This window comes from Brevundimonas sp., assembly GCF_032055285.1.
GTDB lineage: Bacteria > Pseudomonadota > Alphaproteobacteria > Caulobacterales > Caulobacteraceae > Brevundimonas.
In genome coordinates, this window is sequence record NZ_DAMBRE010000001.1 from 924,455 (window position 1) to 950,826 (window position 26,372).

21 protein-coding genes are annotated in these 26,372 nt (G+C 68.2%); 8 read left to right on the forward strand and 13 right to left on the reverse strand.

What is annotated here, in order from left to right; all coding sequences use genetic code 11:
- Positions 1-18 precede the first annotated feature (18 nt).
- Positions 19-1,248 (forward strand): beta-ketoacyl-ACP synthase I, encoded by a 1,230-nt coding sequence (gene fabB, locus RTY13_RS04645; RefSeq protein ID WP_312781465.1) that lies wholly within the window; start codon positions 19-21, stop codon positions 1,246-1,248.
- Between the two features lie 272 nt (positions 1,249-1,520).
- Here fabB and RTY13_RS04650 read toward each other — a convergent pair whose 3' ends face one another.
- Complete coding sequence (locus tag RTY13_RS04650) at positions 1,521-2,876, reverse strand: S1C family serine protease (protein ID WP_312781466.1); 1,356 nt, start codon at positions 2,874-2,876, stop codon at positions 1,521-1,523.
- Positions 2,877-2,958: 82 nt separating this feature from the next.
- Entirely contained in the window at positions 2,959-4,149 is a 1,191-nt protein-coding gene (locus RTY13_RS04655) for an acyl-CoA dehydrogenase (protein ID WP_312781467.1), read from the reverse strand.
- A gap of 155 nt (positions 4,150-4,304) precedes the next feature.
- On the opposite strand from RTY13_RS04655, the gene RTY13_RS04660 reads away from it, so the two are divergent.
- Both RTY13_RS04660 and RTY13_RS04665 read left to right on the forward strand, forming a co-directional pair.
- Positions 4,305-4,571, forward strand: a complete 267-nt coding sequence (locus RTY13_RS04660; RefSeq protein ID WP_312781468.1) for a DUF6356 family protein — start codon at positions 4,305-4,307, stop codon at positions 4,569-4,571.
- Between the two features lie 200 nt (positions 4,572-4,771).
- Positions 4,772-5,965, forward strand: coding sequence for a CaiB/BaiF CoA-transferase family protein (locus RTY13_RS04665; RefSeq protein WP_312781470.1), 1,194 nt, complete (start codon positions 4,772-4,774; stop codon positions 5,963-5,965).
- Between the two features lie 2 nt (positions 5,966-5,967).
- Here the strand turns inward: RTY13_RS04665 and RTY13_RS04670 are convergent, their stop codons facing one another.
- From RTY13_RS04670 to RTY13_RS04700, 7 genes are all read right to left on the reverse strand, one after another.
- A complete protein-coding gene (locus RTY13_RS04670; RefSeq protein WP_312781472.1) occupies positions 5,968-6,411 on the reverse strand; it encodes a hypothetical protein in 444 nt (147 codons plus the stop codon).
- Positions 6,412-6,496: 85 nt separating this feature from the next.
- Positions 6,497-7,978 carry a 2-oxoglutarate dehydrogenase complex dihydrolipoyllysine-residue succinyltransferase gene (gene odhB / locus RTY13_RS04675; RefSeq protein WP_312781474.1) on the reverse strand — a complete coding sequence of 494 codons (1,482 nt, stop codon included), beginning with the start codon at positions 7,976-7,978 and terminating at the stop codon, positions 6,497-6,499.
- Positions 7,979-8,032: 54 nt separating this feature from the next.
- On the reverse strand, positions 8,033-11,053 hold the full coding sequence (locus RTY13_RS04680) for a 2-oxoglutarate dehydrogenase E1 component (RefSeq protein ID WP_312781476.1): 3,021 nt from the start codon (positions 11,051-11,053) through the stop codon (positions 8,033-8,035).
- A 327-nt stretch (positions 11,054-11,380) separates the two neighbouring features.
- Positions 11,381-12,283: a succinate--CoA ligase subunit alpha gene (gene sucD, locus RTY13_RS04685; protein WP_312781477.1), complete on the reverse strand. Its 903-nt coding sequence runs from the start codon at positions 12,281-12,283 to the stop codon at positions 11,381-11,383.
- Between the two features lie 58 nt (positions 12,284-12,341).
- Complete coding sequence (gene sucC, locus RTY13_RS04690; RefSeq protein WP_312781478.1) at positions 12,342-13,532, reverse strand: ADP-forming succinate--CoA ligase subunit beta; 1,191 nt, start codon at positions 13,530-13,532, stop codon at positions 12,342-12,344.
- Positions 13,533-13,665: 133 nt separating this feature from the next.
- Positions 13,666-15,033 (reverse strand): MFS transporter, encoded by a 1,368-nt coding sequence (locus RTY13_RS04695; RefSeq protein ID WP_312781480.1) that lies wholly within the window; start codon positions 15,031-15,033, stop codon positions 13,666-13,668.
- Between the two features lie 140 nt (positions 15,034-15,173).
- Positions 15,174-17,381, reverse strand: a complete 2,208-nt coding sequence (locus RTY13_RS04700; protein WP_312781482.1) for a TonB-dependent receptor — start codon at positions 17,379-17,381, stop codon at positions 15,174-15,176.
- A 177-nt stretch (positions 17,382-17,558) separates the two neighbouring features.
- On the opposite strand from RTY13_RS04700, the gene RTY13_RS04705 reads away from it, so the two are divergent.
- Positions 17,559-18,290: a TetR/AcrR family transcriptional regulator gene (locus RTY13_RS04705; protein WP_312781484.1), complete on the forward strand. Its 732-nt coding sequence runs from the start codon at positions 17,559-17,561 to the stop codon at positions 18,288-18,290.
- Positions 18,290-19,066: a LytTR family DNA-binding domain-containing protein gene (locus RTY13_RS04710; RefSeq protein ID WP_312781486.1), complete on the forward strand. Its 777-nt coding sequence runs from the start codon at positions 18,290-18,292 to the stop codon at positions 19,064-19,066. The genes RTY13_RS04705 and RTY13_RS04710 overlap by 1 nt, the downstream gene beginning before the upstream one ends.
- Positions 19,067-19,087: 21 nt before the next feature.
- On the opposite strand, the gene RTY13_RS04715 is transcribed toward RTY13_RS04710, so the two are convergent.
- The 3 genes from RTY13_RS04715 to RTY13_RS04725 form a co-directional block, all read right to left on the reverse strand.
- Entirely contained in the window at positions 19,088-19,528 is a 441-nt protein-coding gene (locus RTY13_RS04715) for a hypothetical protein (protein WP_312781488.1), read from the reverse strand.
- A 77-nt stretch (positions 19,529-19,605) separates the two neighbouring features.
- Positions 19,606-21,081, reverse strand: a complete 1,476-nt coding sequence (locus RTY13_RS04720; RefSeq protein WP_312781490.1) for a carotenoid oxygenase family protein — start codon at positions 21,079-21,081, stop codon at positions 19,606-19,608.
- Positions 21,082-21,106: 25 nt separating this feature from the next.
- Positions 21,107-21,523: a DUF2141 domain-containing protein gene (locus tag RTY13_RS04725; RefSeq protein ID WP_312781491.1), complete on the reverse strand. Its 417-nt coding sequence runs from the start codon at positions 21,521-21,523 to the stop codon at positions 21,107-21,109.
- A 219-nt stretch (positions 21,524-21,742) separates the two neighbouring features.
- On the opposite strand from RTY13_RS04725, the gene rpe reads away from it, so the two are divergent.
- Both rpe and RTY13_RS04735 read left to right on the forward strand, forming a co-directional pair.
- On the forward strand, positions 21,743-22,426 hold the full coding sequence (gene rpe / locus RTY13_RS04730) for a ribulose-phosphate 3-epimerase (protein WP_296176853.1): 684 nt from the start codon (positions 21,743-21,745) through the stop codon (positions 22,424-22,426).
- Complete coding sequence (locus RTY13_RS04735) at positions 22,423-24,237, forward strand: heparinase II/III family protein (RefSeq protein ID WP_312781495.1); 1,815 nt, start codon at positions 22,423-22,425, stop codon at positions 24,235-24,237. The genes rpe and RTY13_RS04735 overlap by 4 nt, the downstream gene beginning before the upstream one ends.
- Here RTY13_RS04735 and RTY13_RS04740 read toward each other — a convergent pair.
- Positions 24,234-24,623, reverse strand: a complete 390-nt coding sequence (locus tag RTY13_RS04740; RefSeq protein ID WP_312781496.1) for a GIY-YIG nuclease family protein — start codon at positions 24,621-24,623, stop codon at positions 24,234-24,236. The genes RTY13_RS04735 and RTY13_RS04740 overlap by 4 nt on opposite strands.
- Positions 24,624-24,763: 140 nt before the next feature.
- Between RTY13_RS04740 and purH the strand changes: the two genes are divergently transcribed.
- Complete coding sequence (purH, locus tag RTY13_RS04745; RefSeq protein ID WP_312781498.1) at positions 24,764-26,368, forward strand: bifunctional phosphoribosylaminoimidazolecarboxamide formyltransferase/IMP cyclohydrolase; 1,605 nt, start codon at positions 24,764-24,766, stop codon at positions 26,366-26,368.
- Positions 26,369-26,372 lie beyond the last annotated feature (4 nt).

Here is a 26,372-nt window from a genome sequence, read left to right on the forward strand (position 1 = left end):
TGAATGTTAGGAAACACCATGCGGCGTGTCGTCGTCACCGGATTGGGCATCGTCTCCTCCATCGGCACCGGCCAGGACGAGGTCGCGGCCTCTCTGCGCGAAGCCAAGTCGGGCGTCCAGCACGCCGCCGACCACGCCAAGTACGGCTTCCGCTCCCAGGTCTGGGCGCCGCCGGCCCTGGGCGTCACCGCCGAGGACTGGGCGCCCCTGGTGGACCGTCGCGCCGCGCGTTTCCTGGCCAACGGCACGGCCTGGGCGCACGTGGCCTTTGAAGAAGCGCTGAAGGACAGCGGTCTGACCGCCGAAGAGATTCAGGACGAGCGTATCGGCCTGATCGTCGGCGAGGGCGGTCCCTCGACCCAGGTCATCCTGCAGGCGGCCCAGACGACCGTCGAAAAGGGCTCGCCCAAGCGTGTCGGCCCCTTCGCCGTGCCCAAGGCCATGGCCAGCGGCCCCTCGGCCGTCCTGGCCACCTGGTTCCAGCTCAAGGGCATCAACTATTCGATCAGCTCGGCCTGCGCGACCTCGGCCCACTGCATCGGCGCAGCCGCCGAGCAGATCGCCTGGGGCAAGCAGGACGTGGTCTTCGCCGGCGGTTGCGAGGACATCGACTGGTCCATGTCGAACATGTTCGACGCCATGGGCGCCATGTCCTCCAACTTCAACGAGACGCCCTCGGTCGCCTCGCGCGCCTATGACAAGGACCGCGACGGCTTCGTCATCGCCGGCGGCGCCGGCATCGTTGTGCTGGAAGAATACGAACGCGCCGTGGCGCGCGGCGCGACCATCTACGCCGAGGTCACCGGCTACGCCGCCAACTCGGACGGCTATGACATGGTGGCCCCCTCAGGCGAGGGCGCCGAGCGCTGCATGAAGCTGGCGCTCAAGATGGCCGGCGACCCGAAGATCGACTACCTGAACCCGCACGGCACCTCGACCCCGGTCGGCGACGCCAAGGAGATGGGCGCGGTGCGCAACGTCTTCGGCGACGACCTGCCGATGATCTCCTCGACCAAGTCGCTGACGGGCCATTCGCTCGGCGCGGCGGGCGCTCAGGAAGCCATCTACTGCCTGTTGATGATGAAGCACGGCTTCGCCGCCGAGAGCGCCCACATCGAGAACCTGGACCCCGAGTTCGAGGGCATGCCGATCCTGCGCGAACGTCACGACGGCGAACTGAAGCACGTCATGTCCAACAGCTTCGGCTTCGGCGGCACCAACGGGACCCTGATCCTGTCCAAGGTCTGAGATCAACCTGGCGGCGGGAATTGTCGCCTCGGACACGAAAATAACGCCATTCGGCCCTTCGTCCGCCCGGATGGGCGTTCAAAAAGGCATCATCGGCCTGTCGGAGTTCGGAAGAGTCCCGGATCCTGAACAGCCCCCCCAGCCCCCCCAGGATTTTTCCGCTAAAGGGCTTCGACGGGCCGATGCTTCCTCCAAGCAGAGACGCCCGCGACCGCCCTCCTCCCCCTCCTGGCGACGCGGGCGTTTTGCTGTCTGGACCTCAGTGAGACGGATCAGCCGGGCAGGCTGATCGTCGTCCGCTCCCCGTCGCGCATCACCGTCAGCTCGACCGCGCCGCCTTGCAGAGCCCCTGCCAGGGCGGCCATGTCGGCCACGCGCGCGCCGCCGACCTCGACCACCACATCGCCCGCCTGAACCCCCGCCGCTGCTGCGACTGAGCCGCCCTCGACCACGGTGACCTGCGCCCCGGCGCCCTCGCCTGAATTGCGGAAGGTCAGGCCGCGCGCCATCGCCGCGCTGCGCCCGAGGCGCACGGCGGGCAGGTCCGCCGGCTGAACCGTCAGGCTGGCGGTGACCTCGCGTCCGTCGCGCAGATAGACGACCGGCAAGGCGGCGCCCGGCCGGGCGATGCCCACCGTGGCCTGGACCGAGCCGGCGTTGGCCACCGGGCGGTTCTGAAGACGGGTGATGACGTCGCCGGGGCGCAGGCCCGCCTGCTCTGCGGAAGATCCCGGCGCAGCGTCATAGACCACGGCCCCGCGCACGATGTTCAGGCCCAACTCCCGCGCCCGCTCCGCCGTCAACGAGCCCAGGGCCACGCCGATCTGGCCGCGCTTGACCTCGCCGGTGGCGCGCAGTTGGTCGACCACGAACATCATGATGCGGGTCGGCACGGCGAAGGCGATGCCGTCGTTGCCGCCGCCCATGCCGCCCGACAGGATGGCCGTATTGATGCCGATCAGCCGCCCCCGACTGTCCAGCAGCGGCCCGCCCGAATTGCCCGAGTTCACCGCCGCGTCGGTCTGGATATAGTCCTCGATGGCGTCGCCCATGCCCGAGCGGTTCAGGCCCGAGATGACCCCCATGGTCAGTGTTTGGTCCAGACCCAGGGGATAGCCGACCGCGAAGGCCAGGTCGCCGGTGCGCAGGGTGTCGGAATCCACCGTCTGGACCTGGGACAGGCGGGACGCCTCGATCTTCAGCACGGCGATGTCGGTGGCCTTGTCGGCGCCGATCAGAGTGGCGTCGAAGAGGCGGCCGTCGATCAGGTCGACGGTGAATTTCTGGCCGTTCTCGATGACGTGGTGGTTGGTGACGATGATGCCGTTCGCGGCGTCGATGATGACGCCCGAGCCGCCCTGCGAGGGCTTGGGATCGCCTTCTGAACGCGGCCCGCGCGACTGGCCAAGGGTCGTGACCTGGACCACGGCGGGCAAGGAGGCGTCGAGGCCCGAGGCGAAGGTGAAGACCCCGCGCCGCGCATCATAGGGCAGGCCCTGGACCGCCGGCGTCTGCGTCGAAACCGCCACAGGGGGCGCCATTGGGGCCGCTGATGTCGCGACGGGCGCGGCGCTCAGGATCAGGACAAGGGCGGCGCCGGTCGAGGCCAGCAGGGTGGATCGCGTCATGGTGGGTCCCTTCGCAGGCGCGCAGCCTAGCGCGGGAAGTCCGCCCTGACGACAGCCTCGACCGTCACAATAGACGTGAGCCCTAGAAGGCGCTTTCGCCCGTGATGGCCCGGCCCAGGATCAGGGCGTGAACGTCGTGCGCGCCCTCATAGGTGTTGACCGTTTCCAGGTTCATGGCGTGGCGCATGACGTGCAGTTCGCCGGTGATACCGGCGCCGCCGTGCATGTCGCGGGCCTCGCGCGCCACGGCCAGGGCCTTGCCGCAGTTGTTGCGCTTCATCAGGCTGATGGCCTCCGGCACCCAGGCGCCGGTGTCCAGCAGACGACCCAGGGCATAGGCGCCCTCGAAGCCGAGGAAGATCTCGGTCTGCATGTCGGCCAGCTTCTTCTGCACCAGCTGGCGCGACGACAGGGGACGGCCGAACAGCATGCGCTCGGCCACATAGTCGCGGCTGGCGTGGAAGCAGAACTCGGCGGCGCCCATGGCCCCCCAGGCGATGCCGAAGCGCGCCTTGTTCAGGCAGCTGAACGGCCCGCGCAGGCCCTGGACGCCCGGCAGGATGTTGGCTTCCGGCACGAAGACGTCGTTCAGGCCGATGTCGCCCGTGATCGAGGCGCGAAGCGACAGCTTGTCGCCGATCTTGTCCGTGGTGAAGCCGTCGAAGTCACGCTCGACGATGAAGCCGCGAATTTTGTCATCCAGCTTGGCCCAGACGATGGCCAGGTCGCTGATCGGGCTGTTGGTGATCCAGTATTTGGCGCCGTTCAGACGATAGCCGCCCTCGACCTTGACCGCCTTGGTCTTCATCGAGGCCGGGTCCGAGCCGCCGTCGGCCTCGGTCAGGCCGAAGCAGCCGACCAGTTCGCCCGCCGCCATCTTCGGCAGGAATTTCATCTTCTGCTCTTCGGAGCCGAAGGCGTAGATCGGATACATGGCCAGCGACGATTGCACCGACATGGCCGAGCGATAGCCGCTGTCGACGGCCTCGACCTCGCGCGCGATCAGGCCATAGGCGACGTGGCTGGCTTCCGAGCCGCCATAGACTTCCGGCAGCATGGCGCCGAGGAAGCCCATCTCGCCCATCTCGCTCATGATGGCGCGATCAAAGGTCTCGTCGCGGAAGGCCTCGACCACGCGCGGCAGCAGGGCTTCGCGGGCGTAGGACCGCGCCGCGTCCTGGATCATCCGCTCGTCGTCGGTCAGACGGCCGCGCAGGTCGAAGGGATCGTCCCAGCGGAAGGTCTGTTGCGAAGCGTGCGAGCCGTCGGCCATGGCGTGGTTCCTGAGCAGTCTGTGTGCGGGGTTCTTTAGGCCGTCACGCGCTGATCGTCGGGGCGTGACGATGCGACCCCTGTTCCGGCGGCGGGTTTAGGTCAATTTGCGCGCGGCGGGTAGAGGCAGGCGAGGAACCGCGTTAGGTTACAGCCATGTCGAAGACGTTTTCACGCCTGTTCCGCGACCACCCGCGCGAGGTCAGCGAGACCTATCTCGAGCACATGGCCGCCTCGTCACGGTTCGGCTTCAAGCTGATCCGCCTGGCCGCCTGCGCCTTCACCCATGCCGTCGTGCCGGGCGTGCACAAGAGCACGGTCTCCGACGCCATCCGGGGGATGGCCCGCGACATGGGCGGCCGCGCCGAGGAAGCCCGCGAGTGCCGGATGCGCGACGCCGGGGTCTGGGACGTGGGGCTGTAAACCTGCTGTGCTGACCCTTCTCCCCTCGGGGGAGAAGGTGGGCGCCGGAGGCGCTCGGATGAGGGGGGGCGCTTTCCACACCCCCGACATCGCCAATGACACGCTCACAACCCAGGCCGGGCAGCCGCCTCCGCCCGCCCCCTCATCCGGCCCTGCCGGGCCACCTTCTCCCCCGAGGGGAGAAGGGTTAGTTACGGCGCATGACCCAGACCCACGGCCCCCTCTCCGGCGTTCGCGTCCTCGATTTGTCCCGCGTTCTGGCCGGTCCCTGGGCGACTCAGACCCTGGCCGACCTCGGCGCCGAGGTGATCAAGATCGAGCGGCCGGGCGAGGGCGACGACACCCGCCACTGGGGCCCGCCCTTCACCACCACGACCGACGGCTCGAAAGGCGACGCCGCCTATTTCCTATGCGCCAACCGGGGCAAGAAGTCGGTCGAACTCGACATCGGCAGCCCTGAAGGCGCCGAGGCCGTGCGCCGACTGGCCGCCACCTGCGACGTGGTGGTCGAGAACTTCAAGACCGGCGGGCTCAGGAAATACGGCCTCGACTACGCCGGCCTGTCGGCGGTCAATCCGAAGCTGGTCTATTGCTCTATCACCGGCTTCGGCCAGGACGGGCCGGACGCGCACCGGGCGGGCTACGACTACATGATCCAGGCCATGGGCGGACTGATGTCGATCACCGGTCAGCCGGAGGGGGCGCCCGGCGCCGAGCCGATGAAGGTCGGGGTGGCGGTCGTGGATCTGTTCACCGGCCTCTACGCCTCCAACGCCATCCTGGCCGCCCTGTGGCACGCCCGCGCCACCGGCGAGGGGCAGCACGTGGACATCGCCCTGTTCGACGTCCAGGCGGCGATGCTGGCCAATCAGGCGGCCAACTACTTCGTTTCGGGCGTCGCGCCGACGCGGATGGGCAACGCCCACCCCAACCTGGCCCCCTATCAGCCCTTCCCGTGTTCGGACGGCATGGTGGTCATCGCGGTCGGCAACGACGGCCAGTTCCGCGCCCTGGCCAAGGCCCTGGGCGTCGAGCCCATGGGCGCCGATCCGCGCTTCGCCACCAATGCGCTCCGGGTCCAGCACCGCGTCGAGTTGTCATCCGCCCTGTCGGCCCTGACGGCGGGCTTCACCATGAAGGGGCTGATGGCGTCGCTGGAGGCGGCGGGCGTGCCCTGCGGCCCGGTCAACACGATCGATCAGGTGTTCGAGGAGCCTCAGGCGATCCATCGCGGCCTGACCGTCGAACAGTCGCGCGCCGACCTGGCCACGCCGATCCGCACCGTGACCTCGCCCATCCGTCTGTCGAAGACCCCCGTCCGCTACGACGTCCCGCCTCCGAAGCTGGGGCAGGATACGGATGAAATCCTGCGAGGATTACGCTCCGAACCCTAGGATCAGGGCGGATTCAGCACGAGCTCTGCGGCCACCCAGAGCAGGCCTCCTAACGCCGCGAGCAAAACTGCGGAGGCCAGCATGCCCTGCCACGCGACAGGCCTGAACCGACGCGGCAAGCTGGAGCCCCAGAAACCGCCGCAGGCGAAGGCCGCCAGGGCCATGGCGGTGCCCGCCGCACGCGTCCCCGGCGTGATCGCGTCCAGATCGTCGCCTTCCACCGTTGCGAACTCACCGGCACGCACACGCGCCAGCAGATCGCGGGCCTGCTCCGCCTGATCCGACCGTCCCATCAACCGCAGGCCCAGCGCCCGCTGCATCAGGGGATCGACCGTGGTCTGGAACCGCTCGGTCACATCCACATCCACGCCGTGCGAGGCGAGGAAGGCCGCGGCGAGATCGGCCTCATAGACATCCTGATAGCGGGCGATTTCGACAAGGCTCATTAAGTGAAGCTAACACGGATCCCCCAATTGAAAACGGCGGGACCCTTTCGAGCCCCGCCGTCGTCAGTCTGGATTCGCCCCGGCCTTACAGGTCCAGCAGGGCGCGCGCCGGATCTTCCAGCAGTTCCTTGATGCGGACCAGGAAGGTCACGGCTTCCTTGCCGTCGACGATGCGGTGATCATAGCTGAGGGCCAGATACATCATCGGACGGATCTTGACCTCGCCGTTGATGGCCATCGGACGCTGCACGATGTTGTGCATGCCCAGGATGCCCGACTGCGGCGCGTTCAGGATCGGCGTCGACATCAGCGAGCCGTAGGTGCCGCCGTTGGTGATGGTGAAGGTGCCGCCCTGCATCTGATCCATGGTCAGGGCGCCGTCACGGGCAGCCTTGCCCAGGGCGCCGATGCCCTTTTCGATGCCCGCCAGCGACAGGGTGTCGGCGTCGCGCAGGACCGGAACCACCAGACCCTTGTCGGTGCCGACGGCCACGCCGATGTCGTAGTGGTTCTTGTAGATGATGTCCGTGCCGTCGATCTCGGCGTTGACGGCCGGGATTTCATGCAGGGCCTGAACCACGGCCTTGGTGAAGAAGGACATGAAGCCCAGCTTCACGCCGTGGCGCTTCTCGAAGACTTCCTTGTACTGGGCGCGCAAGGCCATGACGTTGGTCATGTCCACCTCGTTGAAGGTGGTCAGCTGGGCGGCCGTGTTCTGGGATTCCTTCAGGCGACGGGCGATGGTCTGACGCAGGCGCGTCATCTTCACCCGCTCTTCACGCGGCTGGTCGGCGCGCGGCGCGGCGGGCGCAGCAGCAGCGACCGGAGCCGGGGCGGCGGCGCCGATGGCGGCGATGGCGTCAGCCTTGGTGATGTTGCCCTTCGGACCCGTGGCCGAGAGCGAGGCCGGGTTGATGTTGTTTTCCGAAACCACGCGCTGGACGGCGGGCGACAGATGGGCCGAAGCGGGCGCCTGGGCCGAGCCGGTGTTGGCCGGAGCGGCGGCCGCCGGAGCGGCGGCCGCAGCAGCCACAGCGCCCGAAGCCGAGATGGAACCGATGACCTGACCGGGGGTCACGGTCGAGCCGTTGTCGGCGGCGATGGTCAGGACGCCGGCGGCCGGAGCCGAGACTTCCACCGCGACCTTGTCGGTCTCGATCTCGACCAGCAGTTCGTCCTTGGCGACGGTGTCGCCCGACTTCTTCAGCCAGGTCCCGATCGAACCCTCGGCGACGCTCTCGCCCATGGTCGGGACGGCGATCTCGACCGAGGCGCCGCCCGATGCGGCCGGAGCGGCGGCGGGAGCCGCGGCAGCGGCGGCCGGGGCCGAAGCGCCTTCGCTCACCGACCCCAGAACCGTGCCGGGAACGACCGTGTCGCCTTCGGCGGCGTTGATCGCCGCCAGGACGCCGTCGGCCGGGGCCACGACTTCCAGCGAAACCTTGTCGGTTTCCAGCTCGACCAGGACTTCGTCCTTGCGGACGGCGTCGCCGACCTTCTTGGTCCACTTGGCGATGGAGGCTTCGCTGACGGATTCACCGAGGGCGGGGGTGAGGATATCGGCCATGGTTCGGTCCAGTGTCTTTGTGTCTTGGCGTATCTATAGGTCAGGCGAGGCCGGTCAGGCCATGGCCTCGGCGAGGAAGGTCTCGAGTTCCTTCAGGTGGCGGCTCATCAGGCCGGCCGCCGTGGAGGCGGAGGCCGGACGCCCGACGTAACGCGCGCGCTTGGCCTTGATATCCATCTTCTCGAGGGTCAGTTCGATCCACGGATCGACGAAGGTCCAGCCGCCCATGTTCTTGGGCTCTTCCTGACACCAGACCAGGTCGGCGTTGGGGAAGCGGGCCAGCTCGGCCGAGATCGACTTGATCGGCCACGGATAGAACTGTTCCAGACGCAGGATGTAGATGTCGTTGATCCCGGCCTTCTCGCGCGCGTCCAGCAGGTCGTAATAGACCTTGCCCGAGCAGACGATGACCTTGCGGATGTCCTTGTCCGCCTTGAGCGAGACGCCCGCCACTTCGGGACGCAGCTGGGCGTCGTCGCGCAAGACGCGGTGGAAGGACGAGCCCTCGGCCATGTCGGCCAGGCTCGACACCGCCTTCTTGTGACGCAGCAGCGACTTGGGCGTCATCAGGATCAGCGGCTTGCGGAACGAGCGGTGCAGCTGACGGCGCAGGATGTGGAAGTAGTTGGCCGGGGTGGTGCAGTTGGCGACCTGCATGTTGTTCTCGGCGCACTGCTGCAAGAAGCGCTCGAGGCGGGCCGAGGAGTGCTCGGGGCCCTGGCCTTCATAGCCGTGCGGCAGCAGCATGGTCAGGCCGCTCATGCGCAGCCACTTGCGTTCACCCGACGAGATGAACTGGTCGATCACGACCTGAGCGCCGTTGACGAAGTCGCCGAACTGGCCTTCCCACAGGGTCAGGGTGTTCGGATCGGCCAGGGAGTAGCCGTATTCGAAGCCCAGCACCGCCTCTTCCGACAGGGCCGAGTCGATGACCTCGAAGTGGGCCTGACCCTCGCTGAGGTGGTTCAGCGGGATGTAGCGCTGCTCGGTCGTCTGGTCGGTGATGCCCGAGTGACGCTGCGAGAAGGTGCCGCGCACCGAGTCCTGGCCCGACAGGCGGACATTATAGCCCTCCTCCAGCAGCGAGGCGAAGGCCAGGCTTTCGGCGGTGGCCCAGTCGATGTTCTGGCCGCTGTCGATGGCTTCGCGGCGGCCTTCGACGACGCGCTTCAGCGTCTTGTGGATGTCGACGCTGTTCGGGATCTGGGTCAGGCGATGACCATAGTCCTTGAGCTTGTCAGCCGGGACGGCGGTGTCGCCGCGCTGGGCCGCGTCGTCGGTCTTCTCGGCGCCAAGGCCCTGCCACTGGCCGTCCAGCCAGTCGGCCTTGTCGGCCTTGAAGATCTTGCCGGCCTCGAACTCGGCGTCGAGGAAGGCCTCGAAGCGGGCGACCTCGGCGTCGACATCGGCCTGGGTCAGGACGCCCTCGGCGACCAGACGCTTGGCGTAGATCTCGCGCGTCGACGGCTGGGCGCGGATCTTCGAATACATCAGCGGCTGGGTGAAGGTGGGATCATCGCCTTCGTTGTGGCCGAAGCGACGGTAGCAGAACATGTCCACCACCGCGTCCTTGTGGAACTTCTGACGGTATTCGGTGGCCACCTTGGCGGCGAAGACGACCGCTTCGGGATCATCGCCGTTGACGTGGAAGATCGGGGCCTGGACCATCAGCGCCACATCCGACGGATAGGGCGACGAGCGCGAGTTGCGCGGGCTGGTGGTGAAGCCGATCTGGTTGTTGATGACGAAGTGAAGCGTGCCGCCGGTGCGGTAGCCCTTCAGCCCCATCAGGGCGAAGCACTCGGCCACCACGCCTTGCCCTGCGAAGGCGGCGTCGCCGTGGATCAACAGGGGCACGACCTTGGAGCGGTCCAGAACCCATTCCGTGTCCGGCTTGCCCTGGTTGACCTCGGCCTCGCGGATGTCGAAGGCCTGCTTGGCGCGCGCCTTGCCCAGGACGACCGGGTTGACGATTTCCAGGTGCGACGGGTTGGCCGTCAGCGACAGGTGGACCTTCTTGCCGTCGAACTCGCGGTCCGACGAGGCGCCCATGTGATACTTGACGTCCCCCGAGCCCTCGATGTCCGAGGGGACGGTCGAACCGCCCTGGAACTCGTGGAAGATGGCCTTGTAGGGCTTGCCCATGACGGCGGCGAGCGTGTTCAGGCGGCCGCGGTGGGCCATGCCGAAGACGATTTCATCGACGCCCAGGGCGCCGCCGCGCTTGATCACCTGCTCCAGGGCCGGGACCATGGCCTCGCCGCCGTCCAGGCCGAAGCGCTTGGTGCCGGGGAAGCGCTTGTGCAGGAAGCGCTCGAAGCCCTCGGCCTCGATCAGCTTGTTCAGGATGGCCAGCTTGCCTTCCTTGGTGAAGGCGTTCTGTTCGAACTTGTCCGGGCCCTCGAAACGCTGCTGCAGCCAGGCCTTCTCCTCCGGCTCGGCGATGTGCATGTACTGCACGCCGATGTTGCCGCAGTAGGTGCGCTTGAGGATCTCCAGCACCTGGCGGATCGAACCCGTCTGCAGGCCCAGGACGCCGTCCAGGAAGATCGGACGATCCATGTCGGCGGCGCTGAAGCCGTAGAATTCGGGGGTCAGCTCGGGGTTTTCGATCGGCTGCTCGATGCCCAGCGGGTCCAGGGTCGCCTGCAGGTGGCCGCGCACGCGGTAGCTGCGGATCAGCATCAGGGCGCGGATCGAGTCATGAGCGGCGGCGCGCACGTCGGCGGCGGTCAGGCCGCCCGAAGCGTCAGGCGCAGGAGCGGCCGGACGCGGGCCAGGCTTGCCGGCGGCCTTGGGATCGACCTTGGGCGCGGGCCAGCGACCGTCGAAGACGGCGGTGTCCTCGGTCGGCTCGGCGGGACCCGAGCGGCCCCACGAACCGGCGGCGGCCGACTGCTTCACCAGGTCGGCGTTGTCCTTCAGCTGATCGAAGAAGGCGCGCCACTCCCCCGGCACCGAGCCGGGGTCCGCGGCCCATTTTTCGTGCAGGTCCTCAATGAAGGCGGCGTTCGCGCCATAGAGGAAGCTGGTCTCGGCAAAGACCTGGTTCAGCTGACCTGCATCGTCCGCCATGTTTCTCTCGTCGTCCTACGTTCCAGCCGCGCGCGCACGCCTGCGCGGTGAGCGGCGCCGCTCATATAGGCCGTGTTTCCTTACTGGTCATGACCGAAGGGAGGCGGAGCGGGTGGAAATTGGTCGAATTAGCAAGAAAAAACGCCCCCGGACGATTCCGAGGGCGTTTCAAAAGGTCACAGGGCGCGAAATTTCGCCCCGGAACATGGTTCGGTCGCGCTCGCCGCCCCCGAAACCCCGACATCGACCGGAGCGGGGGGGGCGCAGCAAACTCGCTCAAGCAGCGAGCCGCCGCGCGGCGAGCGCTAGCGACCTCCTGAGGGGCTATCAGCCCTTCAGCACTTCCAGAAGCGTGTGGCCCAGACGCGCCGGCGACGGCGAGACGCGGATGCCCGCGGCCTCCATGGCGGCGATCTTGGATTCCGCGTCGCCCTTGCCGCCCGAAACGATGGCGCCGGCATGGCCCATGGTGCGGCCGGCCGGAGCCGTACGACCGGCGATGAAGCCGGCCATCGGCTTCTTGCGGCCCTTCTTGGCTTCGTCGATCAGGAATTGAGCGGCCTCTTCTTCGGCGCCGCCGCCGATTTCACCGATCATGATGATCGACTCGGTGGCGTCGTCGGCCAGGAACATTTCCAGGACGTCGATGAACTCGGTGCCCTTGACCGGGTCGCCGCCGATGCCGACGGCCGTGGTCTGGCCCAGGCCAGCGTTGGTGGTCTGGAACACGGCTTCATAGGTCAGGGTGCCCGAGCGCGAGACGACGCCGACCGAGCCCTTGGAGAAGATGCTGCCCGGCATGATGCCGATCTTGCACTGTTCCGGGGTCAGGATGCCGGGGCAGTTCGGGCCTAGCAGGCGCGACTTGGACTTCTCCAGGCGGGCCTTGACGCGCACCATGTCCAGCACCGGGATGCCTTCGGTGATGCAGGTGATGAAGGGGATCTCGGCCTCGATGGCCTCGATGATAGCGTCGGCGGCGCCTGCCGGCGGGACGTAGATGACCGAGGCGTCGGCGCCGGTGCGTTCCTTGGCTTCGGCGACCGAGGCGTAGATCGGCAGGGTTTCGCCGTGCGAGCCGGTCCAGTTGGTGCCGCCCTTGGTCGGGTGCACGCCGGCGACCATCTGGGTGCCGTGATAGGCCAGGGCCTGTTCAGTGTGGAAGCCGCCGGTCTTGCCGGTCAGGCCTTGCACGATGATCTTGGTGTTCTTGTCGACGAGAATGGACATGTGTCTGTGCTCTGAATTCTGTGTGTCAGCTGGGCGGTGGCGAGTAAGGCTCTAAGCCTTAGCCGACCGCCGCGACGATCTTCTGGGCGGCGTCGTCGAGGTCGTCCGCAGCCGTGATGGCCAGGCCGGACTCGTTCAGGATCTTCTTACCCAGGTCGACGTTGGTGCCTTCCAGACGCACCACCAGCGGCACCTTCAGACCCACTTCCTTCACGGCCGCGACCACGCCTTCGGCGATGACGTCGCACTTCATGATGCCACCGAAGATGTTGACCAGGATGCCCTGGACGTTCGGGTCAGCGGTGATGATCTTGAAGGCCGCAGCGACCTTCTCCTTGCCGGCGCCGCCGCCGACGTCGCAGAAGTTGGCGGGCTCTTTGCCGTACAGCTTGATGATGTCCATGGTCGCCATGGCCAGACCGGCGCCGTTGACCATGCAGCCGATGTTGCCGTCCAGGGCGACATAGGCCAGGTCCCATTCCGAGGCTTCGATTTCCTTGGCGTCTTCCTCGGTCTCGTCGCGCAGTTCCTTGATGTCGGGATGACGGAACAGGGCGTTGCCGTCGAACGACACCTTGGCGTCCAGAACGCGCAGGCGGCCGTTTTCCATGACGATCAGCGGGTTCACTTCCAGCATGGCCATGTCCTTCTCGACGAAGGCTTTATACAGGGCCGGGAACAGCGACTTGCCGTCTTCACGGGCGTCGCCTTCCAGCTGCAGCGCGTCCGACAGGGTGGCGCAGTCGGCTTCGGTCACGCCGGTCGTCGGGTCGATGACGACGGTGATGATCTTTTCCGGGGTGTCGTGGGCGACGGCCTCGATGTCCATGCCGCCTTCGGTCGAGACGACGAAGGAGATGCGGCCGTAGGCGCGGTCGACCAGGATCGACAGGTAAAGCTCGCGGGCGATGTCGGCGCCGTCTTCGATGTAGAGGCGGTTGACCTGCTTGCCGGCGTCCGTGGTCTGGGCCGTCACCAGGGTGTTGCCCAGCATTTCCTTGGCGTTCTTGACCACGTCCTCGATCGAGAAGGCCAGGCGCACGCCGCCCTTGGCGTCAGCCGGCAGTTCCTTGAACTTGCCCTTGCCGCGGCCGCCGGCGTGGATCTGCGACTTCACCACATAGAGCGGGCCAGGCAGTTGCTTGGCGGCGGCTTCGGCCTGGTCGGCCGAGGTGATGGCGACGCCTTCGGCGACCGGAGCGCCAAAGGCCTTGAGAACCTGCTTGGCCTGATACTCGTGAATGTTCATGTCTGATCCGCGCCGTTGGGAGGAGGGTTGTGGAAACTTTGGTCGCGCTTATAGGCGTCGCGCCTTCGCCTGCGCAACCGCCGCCCTCTTTATGGCCGTCAGAGCCTTTTCCTATGGCCCAAGCTGGGCTGGATCAGTCGACCCAGTCCTTCTTGAGCGTGCGCGAGGCGCCGAACAGCAGGGCCGAGGACAGCAGGTAGAAGCCCATGCCCGTATAGATGGCCCAGCGCAGGCTCTCCTCGCCGAAGGTCGGGCGCAGCAGATCCGACATCCAGCCGAAGTAGTAGATGCCGACGGCGATCCCCAGCAGGTTGTTGATCAGCAGGAAGAGGGCCGAGGCCGTGGTGCGCATGGCCGGGGTTCCCAGATGCTGCACCGCCGCCGTGATCGGTCCCAGCCAGGTCAGGTTCAGACCCGTCGGGATCAGGAAGATCAGGAAGGCCAGGGTCAGGGCCGCCGCCCCATTGGGGTTGGCCCCCGGCATGACGGCGCCGACCAAAGCGCCCGAGTTCATCGCCAGCAGGAAGCAGGGCACCGAGATCAGGAAGGCGATCGCGGGCGTCAGCGGATAGGCGCCCTTGGACTTCTTGCCCAGGCGGTCGGCCATGACCCCGCCCAACCAGATGCCGGCCACGCCGCCGACCATGACGATGGCCGAATAATACCAGGCCGTCTGCGACAGGGTCAGGCCGAAGCTGCGCATGAAGAAGCTGGGCAGCCAGGCGGCGACGCCGTAGCCGCACACCGAGGACGATGCGGCGCCGAAGGCCAGCAGCCAGAAGCTCGGCTTGGGCGCCAGCGTACGGACCACCTCGCCGAACGGCGGCGCCTTCTGCACGACGGGCGCGGCCTGAGGCGCTTCCACGACCGGCGCATCCAGCCCCCCACGCTTGGGGTCCTTGACCGTCAGGCGCAGGATCGGCGCAACCAGGACGCCCAGAACACCCACGACGATGAAGGCCGTCCGCCAGCCATAGGTCGCCGCCAGCAGGCCGCCCACCAGGGTGCCCGCCGCCATGCCCAGCGGAATGCCGAAAGCGTAGGCGGCGAGCGCCCGCGCCCGCTGCGACTTGGGGAAGTAGTCGGCGATCAGCGAATAGGCCGGGGCCACCCCGCCCGCCTCGCCTATGCCCACCCCCATGCGGCACAGGAACAGCTGGCCGAAACTGCCCGCCACGCCGCACAGAGCGGTGAAGCCCGACCAGACGGTCAGGGCGGCGGTCATGATCCAGACGCGGCTGAACCGGTCGGCCAGCCAGGCGATCGGAATGGCCAGGGTCGAATAGAGCAGGGCGAAAGCCAGCCCGCCCAGCAGGCCGAACTGGCTGTCCGACAGCCCGAACTCGGCCTTCAGCGGCGCCGCCAGGATGCCGATGATCTGCCGATCGAGGAAGTTCAGCATGTAGATGAGGATCAGGATCCCCAGCACATAATAGCGATAGCCGGGAGAGACCGCCTTCTCGACGGCCTCCTTGGGCGCTGCGGCCTCGGACGTGGTCATGGCGTGCCCCCCTCGGGCTTCTTCTATTCAAGCGGACGGTAGCGGCCTCGTTCGAGGACGCCAAAAGAAAAAGGGCGGCGGCTCTCGTCGGAACCGCCGCCCGCGATCAGATGATCAGGCGTTCAGGAGAAGCTTCCCGATCAGAACTTGTACTGCAACGAAGCCGTGACCGTGCGCGGCGGGCCGTAGTAGCCGATCAGCGAGTTGTTGTAGGCGGCGCCGGCGAAGTTGTAGCCGCCGACGCGATACTCCTCGTCCGTCAGGTTCTTGCCGTAGACGCCGACGGTCCAGGTGCGGCTCGGATCCGTCCAGACCACCGACAGGTCCACCAGGGCGAAGGCGTCCTGATCCAGCACAGGGTTGGGGAACTCGAACTGGCTGTAGTCGTCGCGGTAGCTGACCGACGGGGTCACGGCCAGCGAGCCGCCCGCCACGTCGCCGCGCCAGGTCAGGCCCAGATAGCCCGTCCACTTCGGCGCGTTCTGCAGGACCACCAGGCTCGAGATGTCCTCGTACTTCTGCGTCGTCAGATTGTAGCGCAGGAACTCCTCGAACTTGGAGTCGAGGTAGCCCACGGCGAAGTTGGCCGTCAGGCTGTCCATCAGGACCAGCGAGCCCTCCACTTCGGCGCCGAAGAACTTGGACGAGCCGACGTTGTCGACGAAGCTGGCGATGCCGCCCACGGCCGGAACCTGGGTGGTGACCTGCTGGTCCTGATACTCGTTGTAGAAGATGGCCGAGGCGAAGCTCAGGCGACGGTCGAAGGCCGAGCCCTTCAGGCCGATTTCGTAGGAGTCGACCGTCTCCGGCTGATAGCCGTTGACCGTGTTCGGCGTCAGGATGGCGTCGCCGCGCATGTCGAAGCCGCCCGACTTGAAGCCCTTCGAATAGGAGGCGTAGCCGGTCAGGCGGTCCGAGAAGTCATAGGACAGCGAGGCCTTGGGCGTGAACTGGTCGAAGGTGTTCGAGCGCGTGTAGTCGGTGCGCAGCAGGATGGGGTTGCGCGCCGTGCCGCCCAGCAGCGGACTGCGGGTCGCGCCCAGATAGTTGGCGCGGAAGACGTGGCCCGTCTTGTCGTCCATCGTGTAGCGGGCGCCCAGACCCAGGTGCAGGCGATCCGTCAGGTCCAGGTTCACATCGGTGAACAAGGCGATGCTGGTCGTCTCGACATAGCCGGCCGTGCCGATGACGATGCCGAAGTTCTGGGCGATGGTGTCGAAGGCGCCCGAGGCGGTGCCGTCCAGATAGAAGAGGCCGGCGACGCCCTGGATCCGGTCGGTGCTGAACAGGGCCTGGAATTCCTGGGTGAACTGACGGTCGCCATAGACGGCCGGAACGTCCAGCGTCGGCGCCGGCGTATTGTCGAAGTCGATCAGGGTGTCGGTGTCGCCGGTGCGATAGGCGGTGATCGACTTGAACGACCAGACATCATTGAGATCGACCTGGGCGGTCAGCGACACGCCTTCGGTCGTCACCTTGTTCCGGTCGCCGAGGCCGGCGTAGGTGTCATAGACGCTGTCGGGGACGCCCGCGCCCGGGCCGACGCCGGCGACTTCGCGGTGGCCGTGACGGGGGTTCGACTTGTCCTCGACCCGGTCATAGGCCAGGCGGAAGAAGGCGTTGTCATTGGGCTGGAATTCGACGCTGACGCGACCGGCCAGAACGTCCTTGTCATAGTGCTCGGCGCCCGTGTTCAGGTTCTCGCCGTAGCCGTCGCGGTTATAACTGGCGATGGCGCCGCCGATGCGCAGCTTGTCGGTGACGGGCATGGAGCCCTGAGCCAGCAGGTCGACCTGGTTGTAGCTGCCGTAGGCGCCGCGCAGGGTCAGTTCCGGCGAATCCGGGTCCAGACGCGAGGTGACGTACTTGATGGCGCCGCCAACGGTGTTGCGGCCGTACAGCGAGCCTTGCGGGCCGCGCAGCACCTCGATGCGCTGGATGTCGAAGATGTCCAGCACCGCGCCCTGGGGACGGGCCACATAGACGTCGTCGACATAGAGGCCGACGCCGGGCTCGAAGCCCCACAGCGGGTCCTGCTGGCCGATGCCGCGGATGAAGGAGATCAGGGTCGAGTTCGAGCCGCGCGCAACCTGAACCGTGGCGTTCGGGGTCTGCTGCTGCAGGGCGGTGATGTCGGTCGCGCCGGTTTCTTCCAGACGCTCGGCGCCCAGGGCCGAGACCGAGACCGGCACGTCCTTCAGGGTTTCCTCGCGACGGCGCGCGGTGACGACGACGTCGTCGATGCTGGAGACCTGGGTCTCGGTCGAGGCTTGCTGCGCCACGGCCGTGGCCGAGAGCGCGCCCCAGGCGGCGCCCGCCAGCAAGACGGTCTTCACGAGTCTGTTCATTTGCATCCCAATCCCTGTTTCCAGCCCAATCGACGCTTTTATTCAGCGTTCAATGATTTTCATGGAAGGTGCCGATCTTTCACTGGTCTGTCAAACGGCCACGCTGAAGACCGCCGCAAATCCGCCGCCCCTGTGGCGCCGTTGCACTGAAGGTCGAACCACGACTAGCTTGCGCGCATGAAATCCGACGACGACCTCGCCCCGGCCCTTCCGCCCGTCACCGCCGCCCCGGCGCGACGCGGTCGCCCCAAGAAGACCAAGACCGCCGCCGCCGGCGAGACCCGCGACGCCATCTTGAACGCCGCCGAGGACCTGTTCTCCAAGCACGGCTTCTATGGCGTCACCATCCGCGAGGTGGCGCGCGAGGCGGGCGTGGATACGGCCCTGGTCCACTACTACTTCGGGGCCAAGAAGGAGCTGTTCGACGCCGTTTTCATCCGTCGCGCCGAGGTCTGGAACAACGAGCGCGTCGCCGCCGTCGACCGCTACGCCGAGGCCGCGGGAGACGCCATGACCCTGGAGGGCCTGTTCGAGGCCTTCCTGCGCCCGCCGTTCCAGTGGTCGCTCAAGGGCGGGCCAGGGTGGAAACACTACGCCGCCCTGGTGGCCCAGACCAATGCCAACCCGGCCTTCGGCGGCGAGACCATGGCCCGCTATTTCGACCCGGCCATTCGCCGCCTGCTGGAACTGGTCAAGCGCCTCCTGCCCGAGGCCGAGGAGACCGACCTCTACTGGGCCTATCACAACCTGTCGGGCGCCCTGACCCTGACCCTGGGCGAGACCGGGCGTCTGGACCGCCTGTCCGGCGGCCTGTGCAAGTCCGGCGATCTGGACAGCGCCTGCGACTACATGGTGCGTTTCGCCGCCGCCGGCTTCCGCGCCGTCTGCGATCCCAAGTCGTCCGCCTGATGCCGCTTGCCAACCTGCTCCAAGGCAAGGCGCGCGACGTCCTGCGCGGCCTGATCGTCGCCGTGGTGGCCGGCGCCTTCCTGGCGTTCAGCGGCGCCTTCGGCTCCGGCGGAACCCCGCTGGGCCAGCGGCTGATCTACTGGATCGCCATGCTGGTGCTGGGCGGCCTCTGGGGCCACGTCTGCGGCGCCCTGGTCACGCGTTTCATCGACCCCGACGCCCGACCGTGGACGACGGCGGCGATCCTGACGGCGGTCATCACCGGCCCCTTGACCGTGGGCGTCTGGGCCGCGACCGGCCTCTTCTTCTACCAGCGCCTGCTGTCGACCGGGGTGCTGCTCAACTTCCTGCCGGCGGTGCTGCTGATCACCGCCGTCCTCAGCGCCCTGAACGTCTTTCTCGGCCGCGAGCGCCCGGTCGAGACCCACGCCAGCGCTCCCGGCGCCGCGCCCGCCCGCTTTCTGGAGCGCCTGCCGCCCAGGCTGCGCGGCGCCCGCCTGATCGCGGTCCAGGCCGAGGACCACTATCTGCGCCTGCACACCGAGCGGGGCTCAGACCTGATCCTGATGCGCCTGTCCGACGCCCTGACTGAACTGGAAGGTCTGGAAGGTGCCCAGACCCATCGCAGCTGGTGGGTGGCGAAAGACGCCGTCGCCGCCGTCGCCCGCGGCGACGGCCGCGCCGCCCTGACCCTGGACGGCGCCCCCGGCGGCGACCTCACCGCCCCCGTCAGCCGCCGCTACGCCAAGGCGCTGCGCGAAGCGGGGTGGTGGTAGCTTCCGCTGACAGTCCGCTAGTTAGCGGACGCTCCGCTCGCGACATCCACTGGCGGCTGTTAAACGAACGTTTTTGCCCGTGAGAGTGACTTCGCGCTCTCCATCGATCCCGGCAATCGTCGCGGAACCGCTGAATGAATTCGGAGCAGATTCGATATCCAGCGTTACTGCGGCAATGGCCTCAAGTTCGGGAGGACTGCGTCGGGGGAGCCAGGTCACGCCATTGCTGCCTTCGCCTTCCAGCACCCCATCTCCTCTGATGCTGCTCCCAGCCTTAATCGTCCATCCTTCGGGCAGCTTGCAGATGGCTTGATACGACACCCCCTGAGTGGAGAGGGCGAAACTTTCAATGCTCTCGCCTGCCTGTAGAGGAACGTCCACGATAGAAACGAGATAGCTTTGCGAGCGATCCGGTTGGGCGGAGGCGGCAAGGAGCAAGACCAGAGGCAAGAGGGCGTTCATTCGCCGATAATCAATCAACCCCTGAATGTCCGCAACGGGTCGTTAGCGGACTTTGGCCTGCGGGTTGCCTCGCCCCCTCAAACCCAGTTCCCGTGGAACGCCGCCGGCAGAGCCACGTCGGCGCGCCAGGTGGCGACAGGGCCATCCTCGACGTGCATCAGGTCCAGGACGTGCAGTTCGCTGACCCCGGCCTTCAGGTTGATGGTCGGGCCGACCAGCCAGGCGTCGGCCTCGTGCACGCCGCCGGGCTTGGGCACATAGACCATCTCGTCGGTCACATGGCCGGGGCCGAAGTCGAACGACCGTGTGCGGCCAGACGTCCAGTCGGTGACAGCCAGCGCCGAGGCCAGGGGCCGGTCGGCGCGTTCGCCCGTGGTGTGCAGGCTGAAACGGCGGGCCAGCCCGGCGCGACGCGGATCGCTGCGCGGGAACTCGCCGACCACGCCGGTCCGCTCCAGCCGCCCGCGCCCACCCGGCTCCAGCACCACCATGGCCAGCTCGGCCGGGTCGTGGCCCAGGGGCACGCCGTTCAGCACCTCATGGGCGCCGCGCGCGGCGAAATTCATGTCCTTGTGGGCGCACAGGTCGAGGCGGATCGTGCCGTCCGCCTCCTCCCAGGCGTCGCCCGCGTGGAAGAAGCCGAAGGGCGGCAGCTCATAGATCCGGCGCTGCGTCAGGTCGGCCTTGTCGATCACCAGAATCTGGGTCCCGGCCTGCGGCGTCCACTCGAAGGCGGCCGAGACGGGCATGACATTGCGCGAATGGACCCAGGGCTGCAACACGATGACCAGATGCCTGGCCGTGGCGCTGAAGTCGTGGATATAGCTGGCGCGCGGCAGGGCGATGAGCTCGGCCGCCTCCAGCGCGCCGTTCGCCGCCAGACGCCAGACCATGGCCTGACGTCCGCTCACCCCCAGGTTCCAGATACGACCGTCCGGCTCGATGCGCGGATGGGCGAGGAAGGGCATGTTCTTCAGGTCCGGACGCAGGGTCACGAATTCCTCGGTCGCCAGGGTCTCGGGGTCCATGGCCAGGGGCGAGCCCGCCTCCCACAGGGCCCACAGCCTGCCGCCGACCTTGTGCACCGAGGTGTTGGCCGGACTGGCGTCGTCGGCCGAGCCGATCCGGGCGCGCGGGTCGGCCACCGTGCCGAAGCCGGGCATCAGCATGGCCCCGACCTCGGCCTCCTGACGCCGCTTGGGCGTGTCGGCGAAGCGGGCGGCCAGCGTCGCCTGACCATCCTGCACCCGCCAGCGGCGGATCAGGCCGTCGCCGTCGAACCAGTGCTGGGACGAACCGCCCGGCCGACGGAACTTGGCCGGCCCGTTGCGATAGAGGCTGCCCGACAGCCCGGCCGGCGCCCGGCCATGCACCAGCCGCAGGGCGCGCGGGGCCACGTCGCCCTCGACGTCGGCGGTGGCCAGCGACCAGTCGGCGGTCGCCGCCATGGCCTGCGCGGCATAGGCGCGGTCAGGGGTCAGGACGCGGGCGGCGGCCAAGGCGCCGGAAAGCGCGGCGGCGCCCATGAACAGGGTGCGGCGGGTCGGGGTCATGGCGGTCTCGTCGAACAAACAGGGCTTAGCGGATGCGGATGGTCTGGGCCGTGGCGCCGGAGACCTCGAAGCGGGCGCGGTCCCACTTGGCCGGACCCATGTTGCCCACGGCGTTGTTGGAGAAAGCGAAGGGCTCGCTGGGCATGCCGAACGGATTGACGTCCATCTTGCCGTTGCCGTTGACGTCGTGGACGGCCTTCACGCCATAGGTCCCGGCAGGCAGGTCGAACACGGCCTCGCTCTGGCCCGCCGCCACATCGACCTGGGCCACGCGCGCCGGCTGTCCGCCCTCATAGGCGGCCTCGCTGTCATAGAGGGCGACCAGGACCGCGCCGGTTTCGGCGCCCGTCTCGAAGGTCAGGGTCAGGCGGTTGTCGGGGTCCTGCGCCAGGGCGGGAGAAGCAAAGGCCAGAACAGCGGCGACGGTGAGAGAGCGGATCATGGCGGGCGTCCTTGAGTAGATGAGGATGTCGCCGCCTTCCTCCCTTGCCCCGCCGAACCTCGCCAGCGGCCTTGCGTGCTCGACCGCCGCGCCTTCGCCAACGACCACCGCCGACCGTTGGCGAAGCGCCAATGAACACCCGTCGCCGTCCGCGTGTCCCATCCCTGCGTCAGCGGCCCGGCTTGCCCCCCGCGCCGCATGGCCGTAAGTCGCAGAACCATGACCCAGACCGCCGCCGCAAGCGCCCCGCTGATCTGCCCCTCCATCCTCGCCAGCGACTTCGCCAAGCTGGGCGAAGAGGTCCGCGCCCTGGAAGCCGCCGGGGCCGACTGGATCCACGTCGATGTCATGGACGGCCACTTCGTGCCCAACCTGACCATCGGCCCGGACGTGGTGAAGGCCCTGCGCCCCCACACCAGCCTGCCGTTTGACGTCCACCTGATGGTGGCCCCGGTCGACAACTGGCTGGAGGCCTATCGCGCGGCCGGCGCCGACATCATGAGCGTCCACCCCGAAAGCGGTCCGCACGTGCACCGGACGCTGGGCCAGATCCGCCAGCTGGGCGCCAAGGCCGGCCTGGTCTTCAACCCGGCCACGCCGCTGAGCGTGCTGGAAGAGGCTGTCGACCTGGTCGATCTGGTGCTGATCATGTCGGTCAATCCCGGCTTCGGCGGTCAGAAGTTCATCGAGTCCTCGCTGAAGAAGATCGAACGCGCCCGCGCCATCCTCGACCGCGCGGGATCGAAGGCCCACCTGCAGGTCGACGGCGGCGTGGTCGCCGCCAACGCCGGGGCCTGCCTGTCCGCCGGGGCCGACGCCCTGGTCGCCGGCTCCTTCGTCTTCAAGGGTGGGCCGGACGCCTACGCCGCCAACATCCAGGCCCTGAAGGCCGCCGCCGCGTGAGCCCCCTCGGCCCCTTCGCCCCGCGCGAAACGGAAGGCGGCCTGACCGAGGGCCACATCCCCGGCCTCAAGGGCGCGCCGATCCGCACCCCGGTGCGCGCCGCCGGCGGGTCCAAGGCCGACCCCGCCCTGTGGGCCGCCGTCGCCGGACAACTGGCCGCGCGTCAGCTGTGGATCGAGCTCTACGGCCTGCCCGGCTATACGGTGACGCTGAAAGGCGCCCGCGCCGACGGCTTCGCCGTCAGCCCCCGCGACTTCCGCCCGCTGCGCGAAGAGGCCCCGCGCCCGCTGCTGTCGGGCCGCTTCACCCTGGCCGGGCTCAGCCTCGACGCCGAGGGCCCCGCCGACCTGTGGAACCGCCCCACCCCCAGCCGCGCCTTCGCCGTCGAGTTGCACGCCTTCGCCTGGATGCCCGAGATGCTGACCCACGGCGATCGCGGTCTGCGCGAGGCCCTGGCGCTGACGCTCGCCTGGGACGACATCTTCAGCCGCTGGTCGCCCTTCTCGTGGGACCCCGACATTCTGGCGCGCCGCACCTATCATCTGGCCTGCGCCGGGCGGCGGCTGGCCGGGGTGGCGACCGAGGTCGAGCGCCTGCGCCTGACCGACATCCTGGCGCGTCAGGCGCGTCAGTTGCTGCGTCCGCCCGGCGGCCTGATGGGCCGGGCCGAGCGCCTGACCGCCGCCGCTGTCGCCGGGTGCGCCCTGGCGGGCAAGGCCGGGGCCAATGTGCGCCGCACCGCCCTGAAGCGCCTGCCCGCCGCCCTGGACGCCACCGTCGCCGCCGACGGCTGTCACGCCGCCCGCGCCCCGGAAATGGGTCTGGAGCTGCTGCTCGACCTGCTGACCCTGGACGACGCCCTGGCCCAGTTGTCCGAGCCGACGCCCGAGCCGGTGGCCGCCGCCATTTCGCGCCTGACCACCAGTCTTCGCGTCCTGGCCCTGCCCGACGGCCGACTGGCCGCCTTCCAGGGCGGCGGCCCCTCGACGCCCGAACGCGTCGCCGCCGCCCGCGCCCACGACGATACCCCCGCCCCCCCGCCCAGCGGCGCGGTCGGCGGATTGGTGCGCATCTCCAGCCCCCTGCTGACCGTCATGGTCGACGTCGACGCCCCGGCGCGCGGCGCCTGGTCTGCCGCCGCCTGCGGCCAGCCCGCCGCCCTGGAAGTCGTCTGCGGTCGCGACCGCCTGTTCACCTCGGCCGGCTGGACCCCGCGCGCCCTGGACCGTCAGGCCCTGCGCCTGACGCCGGGCGCCTCGACGCTGACGCTGGGCGAACAGCCCTTGGGCGAGCCCCTGTCCGGCTGGAAGGCCGAGCTGCTGGGCCCCCGCCTGATCGGCCCGGCCCTGCACGTCACCCGCGATCATCGAGAGGGGGATGGCGCCGTCTGGCTCGAGGTCGAGCACGACGGCTGGATGCCGCTCTACGGCCTGATGCATCAGCGCCGCCTCTATCTGGATCAGCGCCTCGATGAACTGCGCGCCGAGGAGCGCCTGCACGCGCCGGAAGGCCGTCCCGACGCGGTTCGCGCCATCGCCGCCCCCTACGCCCTGCGCTTCCAGCTGGAACCCGGCGTCCAGGCCTCGCTGGCCCGCGACCGCCGCTCCATCCTGCTGCGCGGCCATTCGGGACGCGGCTGGTGGTTCCGCAGCGACGGCCCCGACGTGGCCATCGAGCCCGCCGTCCACGTCGACGAGGGCCTGACCCGACGCTCCCTGCAGATCGTCGTCCGCGGCTCCGCCCGCACCGACGCCGACACCAAGATCCGCTGGAAGCTGAGCCCGGCCGGCGCGGCGGGCGACCCGCACTAAGGTTCGTCGAGGCGCTTCAGAAAGGCCCCGACGCTTCCACCTCCCCCTCCGTCATCCTCGGGCTTGACCCGAGGATCGGGCGCCAGTCCGAACAGACTGGGATAGAGGTCATGCCACTCCGGGTTGGTCTTCTCGATCAGCTCCAGCTTCCACGTGCGGTTCCAAGCCTTCAGCGCCTTCTCGCGCCGGATCGCCTCGGTGACGAAGCCGTGCGGCTCGTACCAGACCAGGGTCTTGCAGCCGTAGCGCTGGGCGAAGCCTTCGACACGGTCGTCCCTATGCTGACGGATACGTTCGTAGAGGTTCGACGTCATGCCGACGTAGAGGACGCCCAGCGGTCGGCTGGCCAGGATATAGATGGCGATGAAGGGGCGGCGCTCGTTCATGGAACGTCGAGCGGCGGACAACTCGATCCTCGGGTCAAGCCCGAGGATGACGGAGTGATTGACCCAAGGGCTGACGCCGCCGCCCGATGGTGCTAGAGCGCCCGCCATCTCCCCGCCCCAGCTGTTAACGGACGCCGCCCATGCCCGCCGCTCCCGACTTTCCGCCCGCCCCGGACGCGATCAAACCTGTCCGCGCCCTGATCTCCCTGTCGGACAAGGCGGGGCTGGAAGACGCGGCGCGCACCCTGGCCGGCCTCGGCGTCGAACTGGTCTCGACCGGCGGCACCAAGGCGGCGATCGCGGGCTTCGGCCTGCCGGTCAAGGACGTGGCCGATCTGACCGGCTTCCCGGAAATGATGGACGGCCGGGTCAAGACCCTGCACCCCGTGGTGCACGGCGGCCTGCTGGGCGTGCGCAACGCCCCGGCCCACGCCGCCGCCATGACCGAGCATGAGATCGGCGCCATCGATATCGTCTGGATCGACCTCTATCCCTTCGAAAAGACGGTCGAGCAGGGTGGCGGCTTTGAAGCGGCCATCGAGAACATCGACATCGGCGGCCCGGCCATGATCCGCTCAGGCTCCAAGAACCACGGCCATGTCGCCGTCGCCGTCGATGCCGAGAGCATCAACCTGATCGTCGAGGCCCTGAAGGCCGACGGCTCGACCACGCTCAACCTGCGCAAGCAGCTGGCCGCCCGCGCCTTCGCCCGCACCGCCGCCTATGACGCCGCCGTCTCGTCCTGGTTCGCCGGCCAGCTGAACGACGCCGCCCCGGCCCGCAAGTCGATCGCCGGTTCGCTGGCCCAGACCCTGCGCTACGGCGAGAACCCGCACCAGACCGGCGCCTTCTACCGCACCGGCGAGAAGCGTCCGGGCGTGGCCTATGCCGAGCAGGTGCAAGGCAAGGAGCTGGGCTACAACAACATCGCCGACGCCGACGCCGCCTATGAGCTGGTGGCCGAGTTCGAGGCCCCCGCCTGCGTCATCGTCAAGCACGCCAACCCCTGCGGCGTGGCCGTCGGCAAGGATCTGTCGGAAGCCTACGCCCGCGCGCTGGAATGCGACGCCGTCTCGGCCTTCGGCGGCGTCATCGCCGTCAACCGCCCGCTGAACGGTGAAGACGCGCGCGCCATCACCGGCATCTTCACCGAGGTCGTCATCGCGCCGGGCGCCGACGACGAGGCCAAGGCTGTCTTCGCCGCCAAGAAGAACCTGCGCCTGCTCATCACCGACGGCCTGCCCGACCCGCACGGCGCGGGCGAGGTCTTCCGCTCGGTCGCCGGCGGCTTCCTGGTCCAGTCACGCGACCGCTCGCTGATCAAGCCCTCGGACCTGAAGATCGTCACGCGCCGCCAGCCGACGCCGACCGAGATCCAGGACATGCTGTTCGCCTTCACCGTGGCCAAGCACGTCAAGTCCAACGCCATCGTCTACGCCAAGGACGGCCAGACGGCGGGCATCGGCGCCGGCCAGATGAACCGCCGCGACAGCGCCCGCATCGCCGCCATCCGCGCCAAGGAAGCGGGCGAGGCCAAGGGTCTGGCCCACTCCCTGGCCGAGGGTTCGGCCTGCGCCTCCGAAGCCTTCTTCCCCTTCGCCGACGGCCTGCTGGAAGCCGTCGCCGCCGGGGCCACGGCGGTGATCCAGCCGGGCGGTTCGATCCGCGACGAAGAAGTCATCGCCGCCGCCGACGAACGCGGCATCGCCATGGCCTTCACCGGCGTGCGCGTCTTCCGGCACTAAACAA